Raw genomic sequence first — 18,516 nt, 5'->3', positions numbered from 1 at the left:
TCAACCCCGCAGCGCGCTGGGGCTCAGGCCCAGGCGCTGCTTGAACGCCGTGGCCAGGTGCGCCTGGGAGGCGAAGCCACAAGCCAGGGCGATATCGGCCAGCCGCGCGCGGCGGTCACGCAGCAGCTCACGCGCCCGTGCCAGGCGTCGGTCGATCAGGTAGCTGTGGGGGCTCTGGCCGGTGGCCTGCTTGAACGCACGGAGGAAATAGCCTTCCGACAGCCCCAGCAGCGCGGCCATGGCCTGCACACTCAAAGGCCCGTCAAGGCCGGCGTCGATGAATTCATCCAACAGGCCCAGGCGCCGCGCGGTCATGGCGTCGCCGTGGGCAGCAGGCAGCGCCTCACCGGCTGCGCGCGCCGCCAGGGCCAGCGCCCAGGCTTCCCACTCATCAGTGGACGAGGCCCGCAGCAACGCCCGGCGCATGCCCAGGGCCAGCGCCGTGGCCTGGCGGTCGTTGCGGTTGTTGAACGGCTGCGCGCCGGCCAGCGGCAGGCCATCGGTGCGCACCACGCGCAGGTATTCGCCGCCGCGCGCCGAGGTGGAATACACGTCGCAGCCGGCCGGCACGAACGCCAGGCCGTTGGGCGTGGCCAGGAAGGGGCGCACCCGGTCGCTGCCGATGGCGTGCACGCCGCGCTGGCTGTCGAAGGCGAAGCCGATCGCCGATTGGCTGGCGACATAGCGCGCGTCATAGGCATTGGCCGGCAGCAATTCGATCGCCCACGGCCCGGCTTCGGCGCGGCGGACCGGTTCGCTGGCAGGGGACGGGCGTAATGGCTGGGTCATGCCGGTCATCCTACGCAAAGTGCGGCCAAAAGGTCAGGTCAGTTTTTTGAAAGCCTGTGCGCGGCCGTGCCCTCTACAGTGGGGGAAACCCAGGAGGACTGTCCCATGCTCACGCTGACCCGCCACGATATCGAAGCCGCCGCCCGCCAGGTCTACCCGGTGATGCCCGCCACCGCCCAGTACGCCTGGCCGCTGCTGGCCCAGCGGCTGGGCTGCGAGGTGTGGGTGAAGCACGAGAACCACACGCCCACCGGCGCCTTCAAGGTGCGCGGCGGCATCACCTTCATGCACTGGCTCAAGCAGGCCCATCCCGACACCGCCGGCATCGTCACCGCCACCCGCGGCAACCACGGCCAGAGCCTGGCGCTGGCGGCCCGCGCGGCCGGGCTGCGGGCGCTGATCGTGGTGCCGTTCGGCAATTCGCTGGAGAAGAACAGCGCCATGCGTGCCTTCGGTGGCGAGGTGGTGGAATACGGCCGCGACTTCGACGAGGCCCGCGAGGAAGCGGCGCGCCTGGCCCAGCGCGAAGGCCTGTTCCTGGTGCCGCCGTTCCACGATGAACTGGTGAAGGGCGTGGCCACCTACGCCCTGGAGCTGTTCAACGCAGTGCCGGACCTGCACACCCTGTATGTGCCGGTGGGCTGCGGCTCGGGGATCTGCGCGGTCATCGCCGCCCGTGACGCGCTGGGGTTGAACACCCGAGTGGTGGGTGTGGTGGCCAGCGAAGCGGCGGCGGCCAAGTGCTCCTTCGACAGCGGCACCGTCCAGGAGACGGCCACCGCCAACACCTTCGCCGACGGCCTGGCCGTGCGCAAGCCGATCGCCGAGGCGTTCGCGATGTACGCGGCGGGTGCAGAACGCTTCGTCGCCGTCACCGAGCAACAGCTCGCCGACGCCGTGAACGTCTACTACACCGACACCCACAACCTCGCCGAAGGCGCCGGCGCCGCGGCCCTGGCCGCGCTGATGCAGGAACGCGAGGCGATGCAAGGCAAACGCGTGGCAGTGATCCTCTCCGGCGGCAACATAGACAGATCAGTCTATATGAGCCTCGTAGCAGCTGCCGAAGGCGGCGTCCCGCGCCACCGCTGACGCGGCCTGCGGCCGCTGCTACGAGAACCGCGCAGCGCCAGGGAAACCCTGTTGCCGCGCGCCCCAGACCACGCCAAAGGTCGCCAGCAGCAACACCAGCACCGCACCGGGAAACGCCCCGGCGCCATAACCGTCCAGCAACAGCCCACCCACGATGCCGCCGCCCGCAATGGCCGCGTTCCACGCCGTCACCAGCATGGACTGCGCGACATCGGTGGCGGCGCCCGCGGTTTTCGCCAGGGCAGTCTGGAACAGCGTGGCTGCGCCGCCGAAGCCCAGGCCCCAGATGGCGACGGCGGCGTACACCGCCAACGGTTGGCTGCCGGCCAGCCCCAACAGCAGGGCCGCACCGGCGAACAGCGCGGTGCTGGCCAGGGTCAACGGACGCAGGTGCTGGTCGATCAGCATGCCCACACCCCAGATGCCCGCCATCGAGGCCAGGCCGAACACCAGCAGCACGCTGTCGGTGCGCGCTTGCAAGTGTGCCAGTTGCAGAAACGGCGCGATGTAGGTGTAGAGAATGTTGTGGGCCAGTACGAACGCCAGCACGACCACCAGTACAGGCCGCACACCGGGCATTTTCACGACGTCGCGCAAGGCGAAACGCTTGCCCGCCGGCGTGCCGGGGAAATCCGGCACGCGCAGGCGCACCCAGGCCATCAGCAGCAGCGTCAGCACGCTGATCAAGCCAAAGCACAGGCGCCAGCCCAGCAGGTTGCCCAGCCAGGTACCCAGGGGCAGCCCCAGGGACAACGCCACCGGCGCGCCGGCCATGGCCACGGCAATCGCTCGGCCTTGCTGGTGCGCTGGCACCAACCGCGCCGCATAGCCGGCCAGCAGCGCCCACAACAACCCCGCCGAGACACCCGCCAGCAGGCGTGCCACCAGGCTCAGCGGGTAACTGGCGGACACGGCCGTAATGGTATTGGCCACGGCGAACCCGGCGATCGCCGCCAACAGCAGCGGCCGGCGGCGCAGCCCTTGGGTCGCCGCGGTCAGCGGGATCGCCGCCAACAACGAGCCCAAGGCATACACAGTGATCATTTGCCCCGCCCAGGTTGGCGGGATTTGCATCCCGGCGGCGATCTGCGGCAGCAGGCCGGCCGGCAGGGCTTCGGTGACGATGGTGATGAAACCGGCCATCGCCATGGCCAAGAGCGCCGCCAGCGGCAGTTTTTCAGGGGGAGTGGAGGGCATGGGTGAGCGTCCTTTATGAAGAGAGGCCCACGATAGAAAGTCCAGGACTGTGGAAAAAGTAGGGTAAGGTTCCGGTTTGCACGGACACAAACGTCCGCAATGGGAGCGCGATGGACAGCCTGAACAGTTTCGCGGTGTTTGTGCAGGTCGCCGAAACCCGCAGCTTCGTGGCGGCGGGCCGGCTGCTGGGGGTGTCGGCCTCGGCGGTGGGCAAGACGGTGGTGCGCCTGGAGAAAAAGCTGGCGGTGCGGCTGTTCCACCGCAGCACCCGCAGCGTCACCCTGACGCCCGAAGGGGCGATGTTCCTGGAGCGCAGCCGGCGCATCCTCGCCGAAATCGAGGCCGCGCAGTGGGAGCTGTCCCAAGCCGCCGCTGCACCCCGTGGCCGCCTGCGGGTCAGCCTGCCCCTGGTCAGCCCGCTGATGCTGCCGGTGCTCGGCGACTTCATGGCGCAGTATCCGGCCATCGAACTGGACCTGGACTTCACCGACCGCCTGGTCGACGTGATCGAGGACGGCTTCGACGCCGTGATCCGTACCGGTGAGCCTGCCGACTCACGGCTTTCAGCGCGCAGGCTGGGAACCTTCCGCCTGCTGCTGGTAGCGTCCCCTGACTACCTGGCACGCCATGGCACCCCCCAAGCGCCAGCCGACCTGCAAGGGCACACCTGTCTGCATTACCGCTCCACCACCAGCGGCAAACTGGAGACCTGGGCACTGCGCGATGCCGAGCAGGTGCAGTTGCCGGTGTCGATGATCTGCAACAACATCGAGACCCGCGTGTGCTTTGCCCTGCGCGGCCTTGGCATCGCCTACCTGCCCGAGTTCGCCATCCGCGACGCCTTGGCCGCCGGTAGCCTGCGCCCGATTCTGGTTGACCATGTGCAGCAGACCAATGTCTTCCACGTACTGTGGCCGGCCAGCAAACACCCGTCGCCCAAGGTGCGGGCGCTGGTGGATTACCTCAGTGAACACGTGGCATTGACGGTGGGTGAGCCGCCGGTCCACTGGCCTTCGGCTACCATCGACCGCTACTCTCAAGGGTGAAACACTCGGGGTTTGAAGGGGAAGAAGAGCACGCCGTGAATATCCAATGGAAAGGGCTGCAGCCGATCCAGGGCGAGGTGGTCGTTGTCGAGGATGACCCCACCTTGCGGCAGTTGATGGTGGACATCGTCGTCGAACTGGGGGCTTCGTGCATCGCCTTCGACAACGCCGAGGACGCCTTGGTGCACATGCTCAGCCCCGTGGCGAACTGTGGGCTGGTGATTGCCGATCACGGCGTGCCTGGCAGCATCAAGGGCATGGAGCTGGCTGCCATGGTGCAGCAGAAATGGCCGGGCACCGGCTTTGTGTTGACCTCGGGCTATTTGCTCGACGTCTCCGGCTTGCCGCCGCCATTGGTCTACCTGCTCAAGCCCTGGTCCATCGATGCGCTGGTGGTGGCCATCGCCCAGACCTTGCAGCCAGGCGTTGCCATTCACAAGGTCGGCTGACGACCCACTGTTACACATTTCTGGCAATACAAGCAGCCTGGCGACCTTGGCCATTTGGCAGTAAGTTATATGCCAATTGGCAAGATTGCAGGAGGCACCATGAACGCCGCAGCCAGCGACAACACCGGGCACAAGCCCGAGCCCCGGAAAACCAAGCGCCGCCCACCTATCGAAACCCGCGAGCAGGCTGCCGTCTATGGCCTTGGTGAAACGGTGGAAGGCCCCTTGGTGGATTACCTGCTGAAGGGCAGGGGCGACGACCGCATGGCGGTCTACCACGCGGTGCAGGCGGGCTTCCCCCTGGCGGACGTGCTGCACATGGTCAACACCAGCGAGGCCTTCCGGCGCGGTGGCGTGCTGGCGAAGATCATCGGCGCCTCGGATCGCACCCTGGCGCGCCGCCTGCAGGAGCCGGCCCGGGCGTTATCCGCCGAGCAGAGCACGCGGGCCTTGTACTACGCCGAAATCATGGAAAAGGCCACCGACGTGCTGGGCTCGCGTGCGCTGGCCGAGCAGTGGCTGGTGCAGCCGGCGCGGGGCCTGGACGGCGAAGCGCCGCTGGGCCTCATCGCCAACGCGGTAGGCGTTGAACTGGTGAACGACTTCCTCACCCGCATGGACTACGGAGTGTATTGATGCCCAGGCATCCACTGAGCGGTGAAATACACTTCTGGCGGCTGGACGCCGCCCGGCACGCCCCTGGCTGGCGCACCGGGCTGGGCGCCGAACGCGGCGGCGGGCGCTGGAACCCCAAGGGCCTGGCCACGGTATACGCCAGCCTCGACCCGGCCACGGCCATTCTCGAGGTGGCGGTGCACAAGGGCTTCGCGGCGCTGGACAGCAAGGCCCACGTGCTCACCCAGGTGCGGGTGCTGGATGCCTCGGCCGTGCATGTGCTCGAACCCCACGCCTTGCCCAACCCCAACTGGCTGGTGCCGGGCACGCCCAGCCGCAGCCAGCAGCAGTTCGGCGCGCAACTGCTGGGCCAGCATCCGTTCGTGGTGGTGCCGTCCAGTGTGTCCCGGCACAGCTGGAACCTGCTGATGAACCCTGCGCTGGCCGCCGGCCTGCACGAAGTCGTGTTGCAGGAACCCTTCGCCCTGGACGGGCGCCTTGACCCTGCCGAACGTTGCTGAGGCCCTGAATGAAAATCACCGCAGGCACCCCTGCCGATGAGCTGGAACTACCCTTCACCCCACCCTTCGACTGGGCGCGCATGCTGCGCTTCTTCGGCGGCCGTTCCACCGGTGGCGTCGAGACCGTGGACGGCGACCGTTATATCCGCACCCTGCATTGGCAAGACGCGCCAGGGCTGCTCACGGTGCGCAAGGACCCCACGCGCCCCTGCCTGATCGCCAGGGTGGAAGGCGAAGCCAGCCGTTTCCTGGTGGACATGGCGCCCAGGTTCGGCCACCTGTTCGACCTGCACACCAACCCGCAGCACCTGCGCGAGGCGTTCGACCGCGACCCCTGGCTGCGCCGCCTGGTCGCCCAGGCGCCGGGCCTGCGTATTCCCGGGGCCTGGTCGGGCTTTGAGCTGGTGGTGCGCACCATTGTTGGCCAGCAGGTCAGCGTCAAGGCGGCCACCACCATCGTCGGGCGCCTGGTGCAGCGCGCCGGTGCGCCGGCCCAGGCGCCGTTCCACCCCGACACGGCCTGGCTGTTCCCCACGCCGGCGGCCCTGGCGGACGCCAACCTGGAGAAGATCGGCATGCCCGGCAAGCGCGTGGAGACCCTGCAGGCGTTTGCCCGTGCGGTGGCGGAGGGGGTGCTGGATATCGATGCGGCGACGCCGGACGTTCCGGCCCTGCGCAAGGGCCTGCTGGCCCTGAAGGGCATTGGCCCCTGGACGGTGGAATACGTGGCCATGCGCGCCTGGCGCGACGCCGATGCCTGGCCCGGCACGGACCTGGTGCTGATGCAGGCCATTGCCCGCCGCGAGGCGCCGCTTGACACCGAGACCTGGCGGCCGTGGCGGGCGTATGCGGCGATGCACCTGTGGAACGAGATCGCCGATAGCGCGGGGATGGCCAAGGGTGGGTAGCATCCTTGGCATCGCGTGATACCAGACGCAGCCTGCGGCAGCTGCTACGCGAATCCATCTGTAGCAGCGGCCGCAAGGCCGCGTCCGAACGCGCCGCCTACAACCAGCCCTTCACCTGCGCGCACACCGCACTCGTGGATATGCCATAACGGTCATGCAAGGTCGGCAGCGCCCCCGCGTCCAAGAACGCGTCGGGCAGGGCGATCTGCCGGAACGTCGGGGTCACACCATTGCGCATCAACAACCCGGCCACGGCTTCGCCCAGGCCACCGACAATCGAATGGTTCTCGGCCGTCACCACCAGCCTGCCTGGCTTGCGCGCCTCGGCCAGAATCGTCTGCGCGTCCAGCGGCTTGATGGTGGGCACGTGCAGCACCGCCACGTCGATGCCGTCGGCGCGCAGCTGTTCGGCCGCCTCCAGGGTGCGCATGGTCATCAACCCGGTGCTGATCATCAGCACGTCGTTGCCGGTGCGCAGGGTCTTGGCCTTGCCGATCTCGAACGTATAGCCGTACTCATCCAGCACCAGCGGCACGTTGCCGCGCAGCAGGCGCATGTACACCGGGCCCTGATGGGCGGCGATGGCCGGCACGGCCTGTTCGATCTCCAAGGCGTCGCAGGGGTCGATGACCATCAGGTTGGGCATGGCCCGGAAGATCGCCAGGTCGTCGGTGGCCTGGTGGCTGGGGCCGTAGCCGGTGGTCAGGCCGGGCAGGGCGCAGACGATCTTGACGTTGAGGTTCTCCTCGGCAATGGCCATGCAGATGAAGTCATAGGCCCGGCGCGCGGCAAACACCGCGTAGGTGGTGGCGAACGGCACGAAGCCTTCGCGGGCCATGCCGGCCGCGGCGCTCATCAGCAGCTGCTCGGCCATGCCCATCTGGTAGAAGCGCTGGGGGTGGGCCTTGGCGAAGACGTGCAGGTCGGTGTACTTGGACAGGTCGGCCGACAAGCCGACGATGTCGGCGCGCTGCTCGGCCAGCGCCGCCAGGGCGTGGCCAAACGGCGCCGGGCGCACCGGCTGGCCCTCGGCGGCAATGGAGGCGATCATCGCCGAGGTGGTCAGGCGCTTCTTGCCCGCTGGGGTCTGGTTGATGCTGTTCATTTGCTGCTCCCGTGCTCGAGGGTGTCCAGGGCCACTTGCCATTCGTGTTCGTCGACGCGGATGAAATGGGTTTTCTCGCGCTGCTCCAGGAAACTAACGCCCTTGCCCATCCGGGTGTCGCAGATGATCACCCGCGGCTGCGCGCCGGTGTGGCTGCGGGCGGTGTCGAAGGCCTGCACCAGGGCGTCGAGGTCGTTGCCGTCGACGCGCTGCACGAACCAGCCGAACGCCTGCCAGCGGTCGACGATGGGCTCGAAGGCGAGGATCTCGCTGCTGTGGCCGTCGGCCTGCTGGTTGTTGACGTCGATGATGGCGATCAGGTTGTCGAGCTTGCGGTGCGAGGCCGACATGGCCGCCTCCCAGGTCGAGCCCTCGTTCAGCTCGCCGTCGGACAGCAGGTTGTAGACGAACGAAGCCGACTGCTTGCGCTTGAGGCCCAGGCAGGCGCCCACTGCGATGCCCAGGCCGTGGCCCAGCGAACCGCCGGTGATTTCCATGCCAGGGGTGTAGGCGGCCATGCCCGACATGGGCAGGCGGCTGTCGTCGCAGCCGTAGGTTTCCAGCTCATCCAGGGGAATGACCTGCGCCTCGATCAGCGCGGCGTACAGGGCAATGGCGTAGTGGCCGATGGACAGGTAGAAGCGGTCGCGCTGCTCCCAGTGCGGGTCGTGGGGCTGGTAGCGCAGGGCGTGGAAGTAGGCCACGGCCAGCAGGTCGGCGGCGCCCAGGGCCTGGCCCACGTAGCCCTGGCCCTGCACCTGGCCCATGCGCAGGGCGTGCTGGCGGATGTTGTACGCGCGTTGTGCCAGGGGCACGCTGGATGGGTGTGCGGAAGTAGCTGTCATGATCAAGACTCCATGGTTTCAACGGTTGACCGAAGCGGCCGGAACGCGCAGCACCAGCCAGGCGCCCAGGCACAGCACGGCGGTGATCAGGTACATGCCGATGGCGCTGGACCCGGTGCGGGTGGTGACCCAGCCGATCAGGTAGGGCGAGCAGAAGCCGGCCAGGTTGGCGAAGCTGTTGATGCCGGCGATACCGGCCGCCGCCGACACCCCGCCCAGCAGGGTGGTAGGCAGCATCCAGAACAGCGAGGACGCGCTCAGCACCCCGGCGGCCGCCAGGCACAGGCTGAGCACCGACAGCAGCAGGTTGCTGCCCAGCAGCGCCGCCAGCGCCAGCCCCACGGCGCCGGCCAGCATCGGCACTATCAGGTGCCAGCGCCGCTCGCCCTGGCGGTCGCTGCTGCGGCCCATCAGCAGCATGGCGGCGATGGCGCACAGGTACGGCAGGCTGGTCATCAGGCCGATGTGCAGCGGGTCGGCGACCCCGGCGTTGCGGATCAGCGTGGGCAGCCAGAACGTCAGGGCATACTGGCCCATGACCACGCAGAAGTAGATGCCGGCCAGCAGCCACAGGCGCCTGTCGCGCAGGAACGCGCCCACCGAGGCATGGCTGACCTTGCGGCTGTTGTCCTCGGCCAGTTCCTGGCGCACCAACTCCTTTTCATCGTCGCGCAGCCAGGTGGCCTGGGCCACGCCGTCCTTCAGGCAGGTCAGCACCAGCAGCCCGACCACCACGGTGGGGATGGCCTCGATGACGAACAGCCACTGCCAGCCGGCCCAGCCATGCACGCCGGCGAATTTGGCCATGATCAGCCCCGACAGCGGCCCGCCGAGCATGCCCGACAACGGAATGGCCACGAACCACAGCACGGTCATGCGCGCCCGCCGGTACGAGGGGAACCAGTAGGTCATGTACAGCAGTAGCCCCGGCGCCAGGCCCGCCTCGGCGATGCCCAACAGGAAACGCAGGCCGTAGAACTGCCAGGCGGTCTCGACGAAGGCGAACAGGGCGGAGATGACGCCCCACGAAATCATGATGCGCGCGATCCAGCGGCGCGCACCCACGCGGTGGAGGATGAGGTTGCTGGGTACCTCGCAGAGGAAATAGCCGATGAAGAACATGCCGGCGCCCAGGCCGTAGACCGCCTCGCTCAAGGCCAGGTCGTTCATCATCTGCAGTTTGGCGAAGCCGACGTTGACCCGGTCAAGGTAGGCGCACAGGTAGCACAGCATCAGGAACGGCATCAGCCGCCACGCCGTCTTGCGATAGGCGTTGGAGCGCACGGACACCACCGCGTCGAGCGATAGAGTGGTCATGATGGTCTGTTCTCTTGTTGTTATAAGAACAACGCTGGCACCAGGGCCAGCGTGGGTGGCTCAATGAATGAGCATGCCGCCGTTCACGTCCAGGGTGATGCCCGTCAGGTAGGAAGACAGGTCGCTGGCCAGGAACAGCGCGGCGTTGGCCACGTCCTGCGCCTGGCCCAGGCGGCCCAGGGGGATGCCGTCGAGAATGGCCTGGCGGCGCTCGTCCTGCAGCAGGCCGCCGGTGATGTCGGTGTGGATCAGCCCGGGGGCGATGGAATTGACGCGCACCTTGTCCGGGCCCAGCTCCCGCGCCATGGCCCGGGCCAGGCCCAGCACGCCGGCCTTGGCGGCGCTGTAGTGCGGGCCGCCGAAGATGCCGCCGCCGCGCTGGGCCGACACCGAGGACATGCAGACGATGCTGCCCGCGCCCTGGCGGCGCATTGCCGGAATCACCGCCTGGGACATCAGCAGGGTGCCGCGCAGGCTCACGTCCAGCACCTTGTCGTAGTCGCTGCCGCGAATGTCCAGGGTCTTCAGCGGCTGGGTGATGCCGGCGTTGTTGACCAGCACGTCGATGCGCCCGAACTGCTCCAGCACCTGGCCCACGGCCTGGTTGACCTGGCCTTCGTCGGCAACGTTGGCGGCCAGGCCTAGGTGGCCTTCGCCCAGGGTGGCGGCGGCGTCGCGGGCAGCGGCGGCGTCCAGGTCAAGGATCACCACCCGCGCGCCCTGGGCGGCGAAGGTGGTGGCGGTGGCGCGGCCGATGCCACGGGCGGAGGCGGCGCCGGTGATGATGACAACCTTGTCTTTGAGCAACATGTGCAGTCCCTCTGATTGTTGTTATGGGTCGGTTGTGCTCAACCGATGACTCAGCTTGTGCCGGGCGGCGGCCCTGAGCAATGCGCTAAACATCATCGGTGGCTGAAAAAAATTCAGCACTCGCGGCCAGCGGTGCTTGAATGAAGCCATCAATAACAAGACCCACGCGCAAGGATCCGCCATGTCCCCGGTCATGCCGCCACTGCCACCCCTGAAAGCAATTCAGGCCTTCGAACAGACCGCGCGCTTCGGCAGCGTGGCCAGGGCCGCCGAGGTGCTGGACCTGACGCCCTCGGCGGTCAGCCACCAGCTGGCCAACCTGGAAGCCTTGATCGGCCGCCAGCTGTTTACCCGTGGCGCCCGTGGCGTGCACCTGACACCCGTGGGCGAGCAGTACCTCAAGGAGGTCTCCGGCATTCTGCAGACCCTGGCGGTGGCCACTGAGCGGGCGGCCAGCGACGTCAGCATCGACTGCCTGCGCCTGCATGCCTCGCCCAGCTTCGGCCTGCTGTGGCTGATGCCGCGCCTGGAGGCGTTCCGCCAGAGCCACCCGGACATCCAGATCAACCTGTCGTGCTCCTACGAGGCGCTGCATTTCAGCCGCGACAAGATCGACGTCGACATTCGCCACGGCCGGCCCGCCTGGCCCAGCTACGAGGTGCGCACCGTGCGCGACGAGTCGGTGGCGGTGCTGGCGGCGCCGGCGCTGCTGGCCCGCCACCCGGTGCGGCAGGCCGCCGACCTGCTGGGCAGCGACCTGATCCTGTCGGCCTCGACCTTGCTGACCTGGCCCGAATGGTTCGCCCAGCACGGCCTGGCGCTGCCGGAGAAGCCTTATGCGCTGAGCTTCGACCGCTCGTACATGACCCTGGAGGCGGCCAGCCTGGGCCTGGGCTTTGCCCTGGAAAGCACCTTGCTGGCGCAGAAATACCTGGCCTCGGGGGCGTTGGTGGCGGTGACGCCGGCGTCACTCAGCGCGCCGGTGGCGGCCCATCACCTGGTGTTTCCGCGCGCACACTCCAGCTTTCCGCGGGTGCGGCGCTTCCTGGCGTGGATGGAGCAGGAGCTGGGGCACGCGTTTGCGTATTGAAGTGCCGACGAAACACTGTTGATGCATCCAGTGGTTGCGGTTATTCTGCGCGGAGAACATTTGTACTCCACCCCGTTGGTGCCCCATGCTCATGACAAACGACCTCGTAGACGCCACTGGTTTCGAACCCTTTCCGTCCCACCTGGAATTGCTGGAACATCAATGCACGCTGCTGGCCAACGAGCTGGATGAAACCAATGCCGAACTGCGGGCATGCCGCCAGCGCATCGCTGCGCTGGTGACCATGCACGGCAGCGACAGCAACGAGATTGCCCGGCTCAAGGCCGGGCTGGCGCGGGTGAAGGGCTAGGCGTCAGGCCGCCTGGGCGCGGGCCGCACGTACTTTCAGGCGGATGCCTTCCAGGTACTGGGCTTCAAGGTCATTGGCCAGGGGGCCGAGGATGGGGTTGTGTTCAAACCCGGCCAGCAAGGTGGCGATCAGGTGGGAGACGGTGGCGTTGGCAGCGTCAACGCTGGCGGGCTGCAGCGGGTCGAACGTCAGGTTCTCCATGGCCACGTCCAGGCGCTTGAGCACCGGTTCGGCTTGCTGGATCTGCTGGCGAAGCGCGTCTAGAGACGATTCCATGGTCACTCCCTGTGTCAGTGGTCAGCTGTCTTCAAACTGTCATATAGCAGTCATCTGCGCCATGGTAAGCCTTGTATATTTCACTAATGTGACACGGATCAACGTAGCAGTGGCCCCAGGCCGCGTCAGGGTTTCAGCGAGCCTTCAGCGCCGGCAGATACGCCGGGCTGTCGGAGATGCTGTTGTGGTCGCAGGCCGGGATGAACTGCAGCGTCGCCACGCCCGGGGCGAAATGCGCGTACAGCCGCTCGGTGCTGGCCCGCGGCACCAAGCTGTCGTCGGCGGCCGCCACCAGGCGGGTAGGGGCGCTGACCTGGGGGGCGTAGCGCCATGAGTCGAAGCGGTCCTTGAGCATCCACTGCACCGGGAACAGCGCGAAGCGCTGGCTGGCCAGCTCCGCCAGGCTGTTGAACGGCGTCACCAGCACCAGCCGCGCCACCGGCCGCTGGCTGGCCAGGTACACCGCCACGGCGCTGCCCAGGCTGCGGCCGATCACCGTCACGTGGGGGTGGCCGGCAGCAACCAGGTCATACAGCGCCAGCGCATCGGCCTGCAACGCGGCCTGGGTGGGCGAGCCGCCGCTGCCGCCGAAGCCGCGGTAATGCAGCAGGTACAGCGCCTGGTCGGCGAAAGTTGCCGAGAAGTCAGCGAGGTTCAGCGACACGTCCTCGGCGTTGCCACCCAGGTACAGCACCGCGTCAGGCCCGTCATGGGGGCGCACCGAGGCTTGCAGGCGCACGCCGTCCACCGTGAACGCCATGAGCGAGGCGGGCGTATCGCCCTCGTTGGGTTGCGGGTGATAGATCAGCGCCCGCTGGAACACCAGCAAGGCCGCGCATAGCGCCAGATAAAGCAGCAGGCCGCCGAACACAATGCCCCCGAACAAGCGAAACCCTCTACGCAGCACCATGCAACACCCCCAACCTTCCCCCACTTACCGTAGCAGCTGCCGCAGGCGGCGTCCGGCTACAAACGCGGTCCGCCTGGCACCCCGCAGCGCCTTGGACGCGGCCATCGGCCGCTGCTACATCCTGTGGGAGCTGGCTTGCCAGCGAGCTGTTGGGGCCATAAAAGCTCGCTGGCAAGCCAGCTCCCACAAGACAGTTGCTGCTACGTCTGCTCGCGGTATTGGCTGGGCGACAGCCCCGTGTGCTTGCGGAAGAAGCGGCTGAAGTACGCCACGTCGTTGAACCCCAACCCATGGCCGATGGCCTTGATGCTCAGGCTGGAATAGGCCAGCTCGCGCCGGGCCTCCAGCACCAGCCGGGCGTTGATCAGCGCCATGGGCGGCATGCCCAGGTGCTCCTGGCACAGGCGCCCCAGGGTCACCAGGGTCATGCCCAGCTCCCGGGCATAGGCCTGCAGCGGCCGGTGCTGGCGGAAGTGCATGTCGACCAGTTCGCGAAACCGCACCATCTGCTGCGAGCGCCGCGACGCCGGCGCCTCGTCCACGCCCTGCGGGCAGCGGCCGTGGCGCAGCACCTGCACCAGCAGGCCCAGCAGCAGGCCCATGCTGCAGGCCACGTGGTCGCTGGCGCGGTTGTGGTACTCATCGCGCAGGCTGGTGAACAGGGGCAGCAGCGGGTCGGCTGCGGCGGGCCAGGTGGGCAGGTCCACCACCTGTGCCTGCAGCAGCCGTGCCGCCAGCGGCGCCGACACGGCGTCGGCCATGGCCTGCAGCAGGGTCTGCACGGCCGTGATCACCTGGCCCTCCACCGCGCCGTCCCAGCTGAAGCCATGCACGATAGGCGCCGGCACGATGATGGCGCAGGGCGCCTGCACGCGCAGCACCTGGCCGTCGAAACGCAGTTGGCCGCTGCCGTGTTGCAGGTACAGCAGCTGCAACAGGCCTTCATGGCGGTGGGGGGCGATCTCCCAGTGGTGCGCGCCGGAGCGCAGGGAAATTGATTCGACGTGCAGCGCGTCATGCCAGATCGGCTGCATGCGCTCGCCGTACAGGGCGTAGTTGGGAATGGCGGCCATGGTGTCAGGTGTTGTTGTTATGGGCACCGCTACTGTGCCACAGCGTCGTGGCGGGCGGCGTAGTTTGATCGGCATGTGCCGGCCTTTGCAGGTTTTGTCCATTCAAGCCCGGTGGGCGCCAGGCCTACCCTGTGGCCTGTGGAAGCGCCGCCTGTCGCGGCGCCCGTTGGAGAAAACCATGCACAACAAGAACAATGACTGGCTCAACCTGGCCTCACGCGTCTGCGTGGTCACCGGCGCCGCCGGTGGCATTGGCGCCATAGTGGCCCGCGAACTGGCCGCCCAGGGCGCCACCCTGGTGCTGCTGGACCTTGACCTGGACACCTGCCAATCCCTGGCCGCCACCCTGGGCGGCGCGGCCAGCGCCCTGGCCTGCGACATCAGCGATGCCGCCAGCGTGCGCCAGGCCGCCGCCCAGGTGCTGGCCAGCCATGGCCGTTGCGACGTGCTGGTCAACAACGCCAGCGTGATGCGTCCCGGCCGCCTGGAAGACATCAGCCTGGCACACTGGAACCAGGTGCTGGCGGTGAACCTCAGCGGCTACCTGCTGTGCGCCCAGGCGTTCGGCCAGCCGATGCTGGCCCAAGGCAGCGGCAGCATCATCCATGTCGCGTCCATTGCCGCCCACGCGCCGCAACCCTGGAGCGGCGCCTACAGCACCGCCAAGGCGGGGGTGAGCATGCTGTCGCGCCAGCTGGCGGTAGAGTGGGGTGCGCGCGGCGTGCGCAGCAACGCGGTGTGCCCGGGGCTGATCCGCACGCCGCTATCGGCGGCGTTCTACGCCGACCCGCAGGTGGAACAACAGCGCAGCGCCATGACCGCCAGCCGGCGCATCGGCGAGCCCCAGGACATTGCCGACGCCGTGCTGTTCCTGGCCAGCCAGCGCGCCAGCTACATCAACGGCGCCGAACTGCTGGTGGACGGCGGCTTCGAAAGCATGCCCATGGCCCTGTTGCCACGCCCAGGCTTCGAAGGGGCACGGCCATGAACCGGACCTGCGACGTAGTGGTGGTAGGCGCCGGAGCAGGGGGGCTGAGCACCGCCATCACGGCGAAGAAGGCCGGCCTGGACGTGGTGGTCATCGAGAAGGCCGACTGCTTCGGCGGCACCACGGCGTTCTCCGGCGGTGTGCTGTGGATACCCAACAACCGCCTGGGCAAGGCCCAGCAGGCCAACGATAGCCTGGCGCTGGCGCGCACTTACTTGCGCGACCAGGCCGGGGCCTTCTATAACGACGCGGCCATCGAAGCCTTCCTGGCGCACGGCCCGCAGATGGTCGATTTCTTCCAGCGCGAGACCGCCGTGCAGTTCGTCCCCACCCTGTACCCCGACTACCACCCCGACGCCCCGGGCGGCCTCGACGTGGGCCGCTCGATCCTCGCCGCGCCGTTCGACATCCGCCAGCTGGGCGCCGACATGGCGCGCCTGCGCCCGCCACTGAAAACCATCACCTTCATCGGCATGATGTTCAATTCGTCCAACGCCGACCTCAAGCACTTCTTCAACGCCACGCGCTCGCTGACCTCGTTCGTCTACGTGGCCCGGCGCCTGGCCACCCACCTCAAGGAGATGTTGCTGTACCGCCGCGGCACCCAGGTCACCAGCGGCAACGCCCTGGCCGCGCGGTTGGCCAAGTCGGCGTTGGACCTGGGCATTCCGATTCTCACCGGCACTGCGGCGCGGCAGTTGCTCAAGGACCAGGGCCGCATCACCGGCCTGCTCGCCACCAGCGCCCAGGGCGAATGCCGCCTGCACGCGCGCCGCGCGGTGGTGCTGGCCGGCGGCGGCTTCTCCCACGACCGCCAGCGGCTGCGCGAGGCCTACCCCCACGTCAAGCGCGGCGGCGAGCACTTCTCGCCGGTGCCCGACAGCAACACCGGCGACGGCGCGCGCCTGGCCGAAGCCGTGGGCGGGCGCGTGGACATTCGCCTGCAAGCCGCCGCCGCGTGGATGCCGGTGTCGAAGGTGCCGAAGGGCAAGGGCCGTTTCACTGCGTTCCCGCACCTGCTGGACCGCTACAAGCCCGGGGTGATCGGCGTGGACGCCAGCGGCCAGCGCTTCACCAACGAGGCCAACAGTTACCACGACGTCGGCGAGGCCATGATCGCCAATGACGCCGCACGCAGCGACACGGCCATGTGGCTGGTGTGCGACGCGAAGACCCTGGGCAAGTACGGCCTGGGCTACGCCAAGCCCTCGCCCATGCCCCTGGGCAAGCTGATTCGCCAGGGCTACCTGTTCAAGGGCCTTACCCTGGCGCAGCTGGCCGGCAAGGCCGGCATCGACGCCGAGGGCCTGGCGCGCACCGTCGCCAGCTACAACCGTGGCGCCGCCCAAGGTCGCGACGAAGCGTTCGGCCGTGGCAGCACCACGTTCAACCGCTACCTGGCCGACCCCCAGCAACGCCCCAACCCCTGCGTGGCGCCCATTGGCGACGGGCCCTATTACGCGGTGAAAACCCTGATGGGCGACCTGGGTACCTTCGACGGCCTGCGTACCAGCGTGGTGGGCGAGGTGCTGGACGCCAGCGACCGGCCCATCGAAGGCCTGTATGCGGTGGGCAACGACCGCGCCAGCATCATGGGTGGCAACTACCCCGGCGCCGGCATCACCCTGGGGCCGATCATGACCTTCGGCTACATCACCGGGCGGCACCTGGCGGGGATGTTGCAGAAACAGGTAGAGGAGCAGCCAGCATGATCGTCGACCATCGCGTCTATACCATCGTGCCGCGGGGCATGCCCGAGTTTCTGGAAGTATTCGAGCGCCTGGCGATGCCGATCCTGCTGCGGCACCTGGGGCGGCCGTTGGCGTTCTACACCAGCAGCATCGGCCCGCTGAACCAGGTGGTGCACCTGTGGGGCTATGAGGATTTGGCCGATTTCGAGCGCCGCAGCCTGGCGCGTGATGGGGATGTGGAGTTTGCTGCCTATTTGCAGGCCACGCGGCACCTGGTGGTGGCGCAGGAAACGCGGATCATCCGGCCGGTGGCGTTTGCCTGCCTGAAGTGACGCGGCCTGCGGCCGCTGCTACAGGACCGCGTTTTCGTAGCAGCTGCCGCAGGCCGCGTCCTGGCCCTAAGCCGATTCCAACTGCCGAATCACCTCATGCAACCGCTCGTTGGCAGCCGTCTGCAAGGCCACGTCCGGCGCCTGGCGCACCGGCACGCTGGCCAGGTTGGTCCAGTGGCCGTTGTCGAAGAACCGGTAGCTGGCGTTGCCCTGGGCCCAGTCGCCGGCCAGCAGCGCCTGCAGGTGGAAGGTCTCGGCCAGCTCGCTGGTGCGGCCGCTGGGGTTGCCGTCCAGGTGCAGGCTGAGCTGGTTGACGCCGCCTGGTCCGAACGGCAGCTCGGCGAACTCGCCCCACAGGTCGGCGTGGAATTCGCGCACTGGGTGGGTGGGCTGGGTGATGCGGGCGCTGCCAAACACCTGGCGGGTCACCGTGTTGACCACCAGGTCCAGGGTCAGCTCCGGCGCACCCAGGATGGGTCTGCGCACGTTGAGGCGGGTATGAAACAGACCGATAGCGTTAGCCATGTCAGTGCTCCTTGCTCAGGCTTTGGCGGATTTGGCGGGTTTGCTGGCAGCCGCCTTGTTCTGGTCGATGGCGCTGTGCAAGGCCGCGCCCGCATGGTCGCCGGCCAGGCGCTTGAGCTGCACCAGGTCGCCGCCGGCAATGGCGGCTTCCACCGTGGCCTGGTGGAAGCGCGCGGCCTGGTCGACATGGCCGCGTTCGCGGATGCGCTGGGAGTCCACTTTCACCGGTACCTGCTCGACCGAATGCCACTGGCCGTTGACCTCATACGAGTAGCTGGCAACGCCGACCTGCCAGTTCGGCTCCAGCACCAGCTGCGCCTTGAAGATGATCGGCGCCGTCGGCCCCTGGCCCGCCTTGCGGCCCTGCAGGGTCAGCAGGATGCGCGCATCGGTCGGTGGAATCAGGCCCAGGTAGGTGTAGTCGCCTGCGACCTGCACATGCAGGTCCAGCGGCGGGTTGATGGCCTGGGTCAGGGTGGCGGCGCCGGTCAGCACGCGGCGCGGGGTGTTCACCAGCAGGTCCAGCTGCAGCTGCTGGGCACCAGGCTTGTGGGTGCCCACATCCAGGGAAACGGGGAAAAGCCCAACGACGGTGTGCAGAGTTGATTCAGACATTGTTGCCTCCAA

Annotated in this window: 22 protein-coding genes; 11 read left to right on the top strand and 11 right to left on the bottom strand. The window is 67.9% G+C overall.

What is annotated here, in order from left to right; translation table 11 throughout:
* On the bottom strand, nt 1-789 hold the full coding sequence (locus tag ACWKWX_RS09720; protein ID WP_483827630.1) for a helix-turn-helix transcriptional regulator: 789 nt from the start codon (nt 787-789) through the stop codon (nt 1-3).
* Nucleotides 790-894: 105 nt separating this feature from the next.
* Between ACWKWX_RS09720 and ACWKWX_RS09715 the strand changes: the two genes are divergently transcribed.
* The gene (locus ACWKWX_RS09715) at nt 895-1,881 is read left to right on the top strand and encodes a threonine dehydratase (protein WP_483827629.1); all 987 of its coding nucleotides are present in this window, start codon (nt 895-897) and stop codon (nt 1,879-1,881) included.
* A gap of 18 nt (nt 1,882-1,899) precedes the next feature.
* Here the strand turns inward: ACWKWX_RS09715 and ACWKWX_RS09710 are convergent, their stop codons facing one another.
* Nucleotides 1,900-3,078, bottom strand: coding sequence for an MFS transporter (locus ACWKWX_RS09710; protein WP_483827628.1), 1,179 nt, complete (start codon nt 3,076-3,078; stop codon nt 1,900-1,902).
* 110 nt (nt 3,079-3,188) lie between these two features.
* Between ACWKWX_RS09710 and ACWKWX_RS09705 the strand changes: the two genes are divergently transcribed.
* The 5 genes from ACWKWX_RS09705 to ACWKWX_RS09685 all read left to right on the top strand — a co-directional run bounded on the left by ACWKWX_RS09705 (nt 3,189) and on the right by ACWKWX_RS09685 (nt 6,617).
* The gene (locus ACWKWX_RS09705; RefSeq protein ID WP_483827627.1) at nt 3,189-4,124 is read left to right on the top strand and encodes a LysR family transcriptional regulator; all 936 of its coding nucleotides are present in this window, start codon (nt 3,189-3,191) and stop codon (nt 4,122-4,124) included.
* Nucleotides 4,125-4,159: 35 nt separating this feature from the next.
* Nucleotides 4,160-4,573, top strand: a complete 414-nt coding sequence (locus ACWKWX_RS09700; protein ID WP_483827626.1) for a response regulator — start codon at nt 4,160-4,162, stop codon at nt 4,571-4,573.
* A 99-nt stretch (nt 4,574-4,672) separates the two neighbouring features.
* On the top strand, nt 4,673-5,209 hold the full coding sequence (locus ACWKWX_RS09695) for an antitoxin Xre/MbcA/ParS toxin-binding domain-containing protein (protein WP_483827625.1): 537 nt from the start codon (nt 4,673-4,675) through the stop codon (nt 5,207-5,209).
* Nucleotides 5,209-5,709, top strand: a complete 501-nt coding sequence (locus ACWKWX_RS09690; protein WP_483827624.1) for an RES family NAD+ phosphorylase — start codon at nt 5,209-5,211, stop codon at nt 5,707-5,709. The genes ACWKWX_RS09695 and ACWKWX_RS09690 overlap by 1 nt, the downstream gene beginning before the upstream one ends.
* Nucleotides 5,710-5,717: 8 nt before the next feature.
* Nucleotides 5,718-6,617 (top strand): DNA-3-methyladenine glycosylase family protein, encoded by a 900-nt coding sequence (locus ACWKWX_RS09685; protein WP_483827623.1) that lies wholly within the window; start codon nt 5,718-5,720, stop codon nt 6,615-6,617.
* A 97-nt stretch (nt 6,618-6,714) separates the two neighbouring features.
* Here the strand turns inward: ACWKWX_RS09685 and ACWKWX_RS09680 are convergent, their stop codons facing one another.
* Genes ACWKWX_RS09680 through ACWKWX_RS09665 form a run of 4 tightly spaced genes read right to left on the bottom strand, consistent with a single transcriptional unit; the run spans nt 6,715 to nt 10,694 of the window.
* On the bottom strand, nt 6,715-7,722 hold the full coding sequence (locus tag ACWKWX_RS09680; protein WP_416424260.1) for a transketolase family protein: 1,008 nt from the start codon (nt 7,720-7,722) through the stop codon (nt 6,715-6,717).
* Nucleotides 7,719-8,567, bottom strand: coding sequence for a transketolase (locus ACWKWX_RS09675; protein ID WP_416424261.1), 849 nt, complete (start codon nt 8,565-8,567; stop codon nt 7,719-7,721). Before ACWKWX_RS09675 ends, ACWKWX_RS09680 begins: the two co-directional genes overlap by 4 nt.
* Nucleotides 8,568-8,585: 18 nt before the next feature.
* Nucleotides 8,586-9,884, bottom strand: a complete 1,299-nt coding sequence (locus ACWKWX_RS09670; protein WP_483827622.1) for an MFS transporter — start codon at nt 9,882-9,884, stop codon at nt 8,586-8,588.
* Nucleotides 9,885-9,944: 60 nt separating this feature from the next.
* On the bottom strand, nt 9,945-10,694 hold the full coding sequence (locus ACWKWX_RS09665) for an SDR family NAD(P)-dependent oxidoreductase (RefSeq protein WP_473006707.1): 750 nt from the start codon (nt 10,692-10,694) through the stop codon (nt 9,945-9,947).
* 181 nt (nt 10,695-10,875) lie between these two features.
* On the opposite strand from ACWKWX_RS09665, the gene ACWKWX_RS09660 reads away from it, so the two are divergent.
* On the top strand, nt 10,876-11,784 hold the full coding sequence (locus tag ACWKWX_RS09660) for a LysR substrate-binding domain-containing protein (RefSeq protein WP_416424264.1): 909 nt from the start codon (nt 10,876-10,878) through the stop codon (nt 11,782-11,784).
* 91 nt (nt 11,785-11,875) lie between these two features.
* Complete coding sequence (locus ACWKWX_RS09655) at nt 11,876-12,094, top strand: hypothetical protein (protein ID WP_483827621.1); 219 nt, start codon at nt 11,876-11,878, stop codon at nt 12,092-12,094.
* A 3-nt stretch (nt 12,095-12,097) separates the two neighbouring features.
* Here the strand turns inward: ACWKWX_RS09655 and ACWKWX_RS09650 are convergent, their stop codons facing one another.
* The 3 genes from ACWKWX_RS09650 to ACWKWX_RS09640 all read right to left on the bottom strand — a co-directional run bounded on the left by ACWKWX_RS09650 (nt 12,098) and on the right by ACWKWX_RS09640 (nt 14,353).
* Nucleotides 12,098-12,370 carry a hypothetical protein gene (locus tag ACWKWX_RS09650; RefSeq protein ID WP_476296155.1) on the bottom strand — a complete coding sequence of 91 codons (273 nt, stop codon included), beginning with the start codon at nt 12,368-12,370 and terminating at the stop codon, nt 12,098-12,100.
* A gap of 133 nt (nt 12,371-12,503) precedes the next feature.
* Entirely contained in the window at nt 12,504-13,280 is a 777-nt protein-coding gene (locus ACWKWX_RS09645; protein WP_483827620.1) for an alpha/beta hydrolase, read from the bottom strand.
* A gap of 200 nt (nt 13,281-13,480) precedes the next feature.
* The gene (locus tag ACWKWX_RS09640) at nt 13,481-14,353 is read right to left on the bottom strand and encodes a helix-turn-helix domain-containing protein (protein WP_416424268.1); all 873 of its coding nucleotides are present in this window, start codon (nt 14,351-14,353) and stop codon (nt 13,481-13,483) included.
* 178 nt (nt 14,354-14,531) lie between these two features.
* On the opposite strand from ACWKWX_RS09640, the gene ACWKWX_RS09635 reads away from it, so the two are divergent.
* Genes ACWKWX_RS09635 through ACWKWX_RS09625 form a run of 3 tightly spaced genes read left to right on the top strand, consistent with a single transcriptional unit; the run spans nt 14,532 to nt 17,364 of the window.
* A complete protein-coding gene (locus ACWKWX_RS09635; RefSeq protein ID WP_483827619.1) occupies nt 14,532-15,341 on the top strand; it encodes an SDR family NAD(P)-dependent oxidoreductase in 810 nt (269 codons plus the stop codon).
* Nucleotides 15,338-17,053 (top strand): FAD-dependent oxidoreductase, encoded by a 1,716-nt coding sequence (locus ACWKWX_RS09630; RefSeq protein ID WP_483827618.1) that lies wholly within the window; start codon nt 15,338-15,340, stop codon nt 17,051-17,053. Before ACWKWX_RS09635 ends, ACWKWX_RS09630 begins: the two co-directional genes overlap by 4 nt.
* The gene (locus ACWKWX_RS09625) at nt 17,050-17,364 is read left to right on the top strand and encodes an NIPSNAP family protein (RefSeq protein ID WP_483827617.1); all 315 of its coding nucleotides are present in this window, start codon (nt 17,050-17,052) and stop codon (nt 17,362-17,364) included. Before ACWKWX_RS09630 ends, ACWKWX_RS09625 begins: the two co-directional genes overlap by 4 nt.
* Nucleotides 17,365-17,430: 66 nt before the next feature.
* Here the strand turns inward: ACWKWX_RS09625 and ACWKWX_RS09620 are convergent, their stop codons facing one another.
* Both ACWKWX_RS09620 and ACWKWX_RS09615 read right to left on the bottom strand, forming a co-directional pair.
* Complete coding sequence (locus ACWKWX_RS09620; protein WP_483827616.1) at nt 17,431-17,889, bottom strand: DUF1842 domain-containing protein; 459 nt, start codon at nt 17,887-17,889, stop codon at nt 17,431-17,433.
* Nucleotides 17,890-17,904: 15 nt separating this feature from the next.
* Nucleotides 17,905-18,504, bottom strand: a complete 600-nt coding sequence (locus ACWKWX_RS09615; RefSeq protein WP_483827615.1) for a DUF1842 domain-containing protein — start codon at nt 18,502-18,504, stop codon at nt 17,905-17,907.
* Between the last annotated feature and the right edge of the window lie 12 nt (nt 18,505-18,516).

It is taken from the genome of Pseudomonas imperatae, from assembly GCF_057128625.1.
Note: the sequence above shows the minus strand (reverse complement) of the source record. Positions and strands in the feature narration are given on the sequence as shown.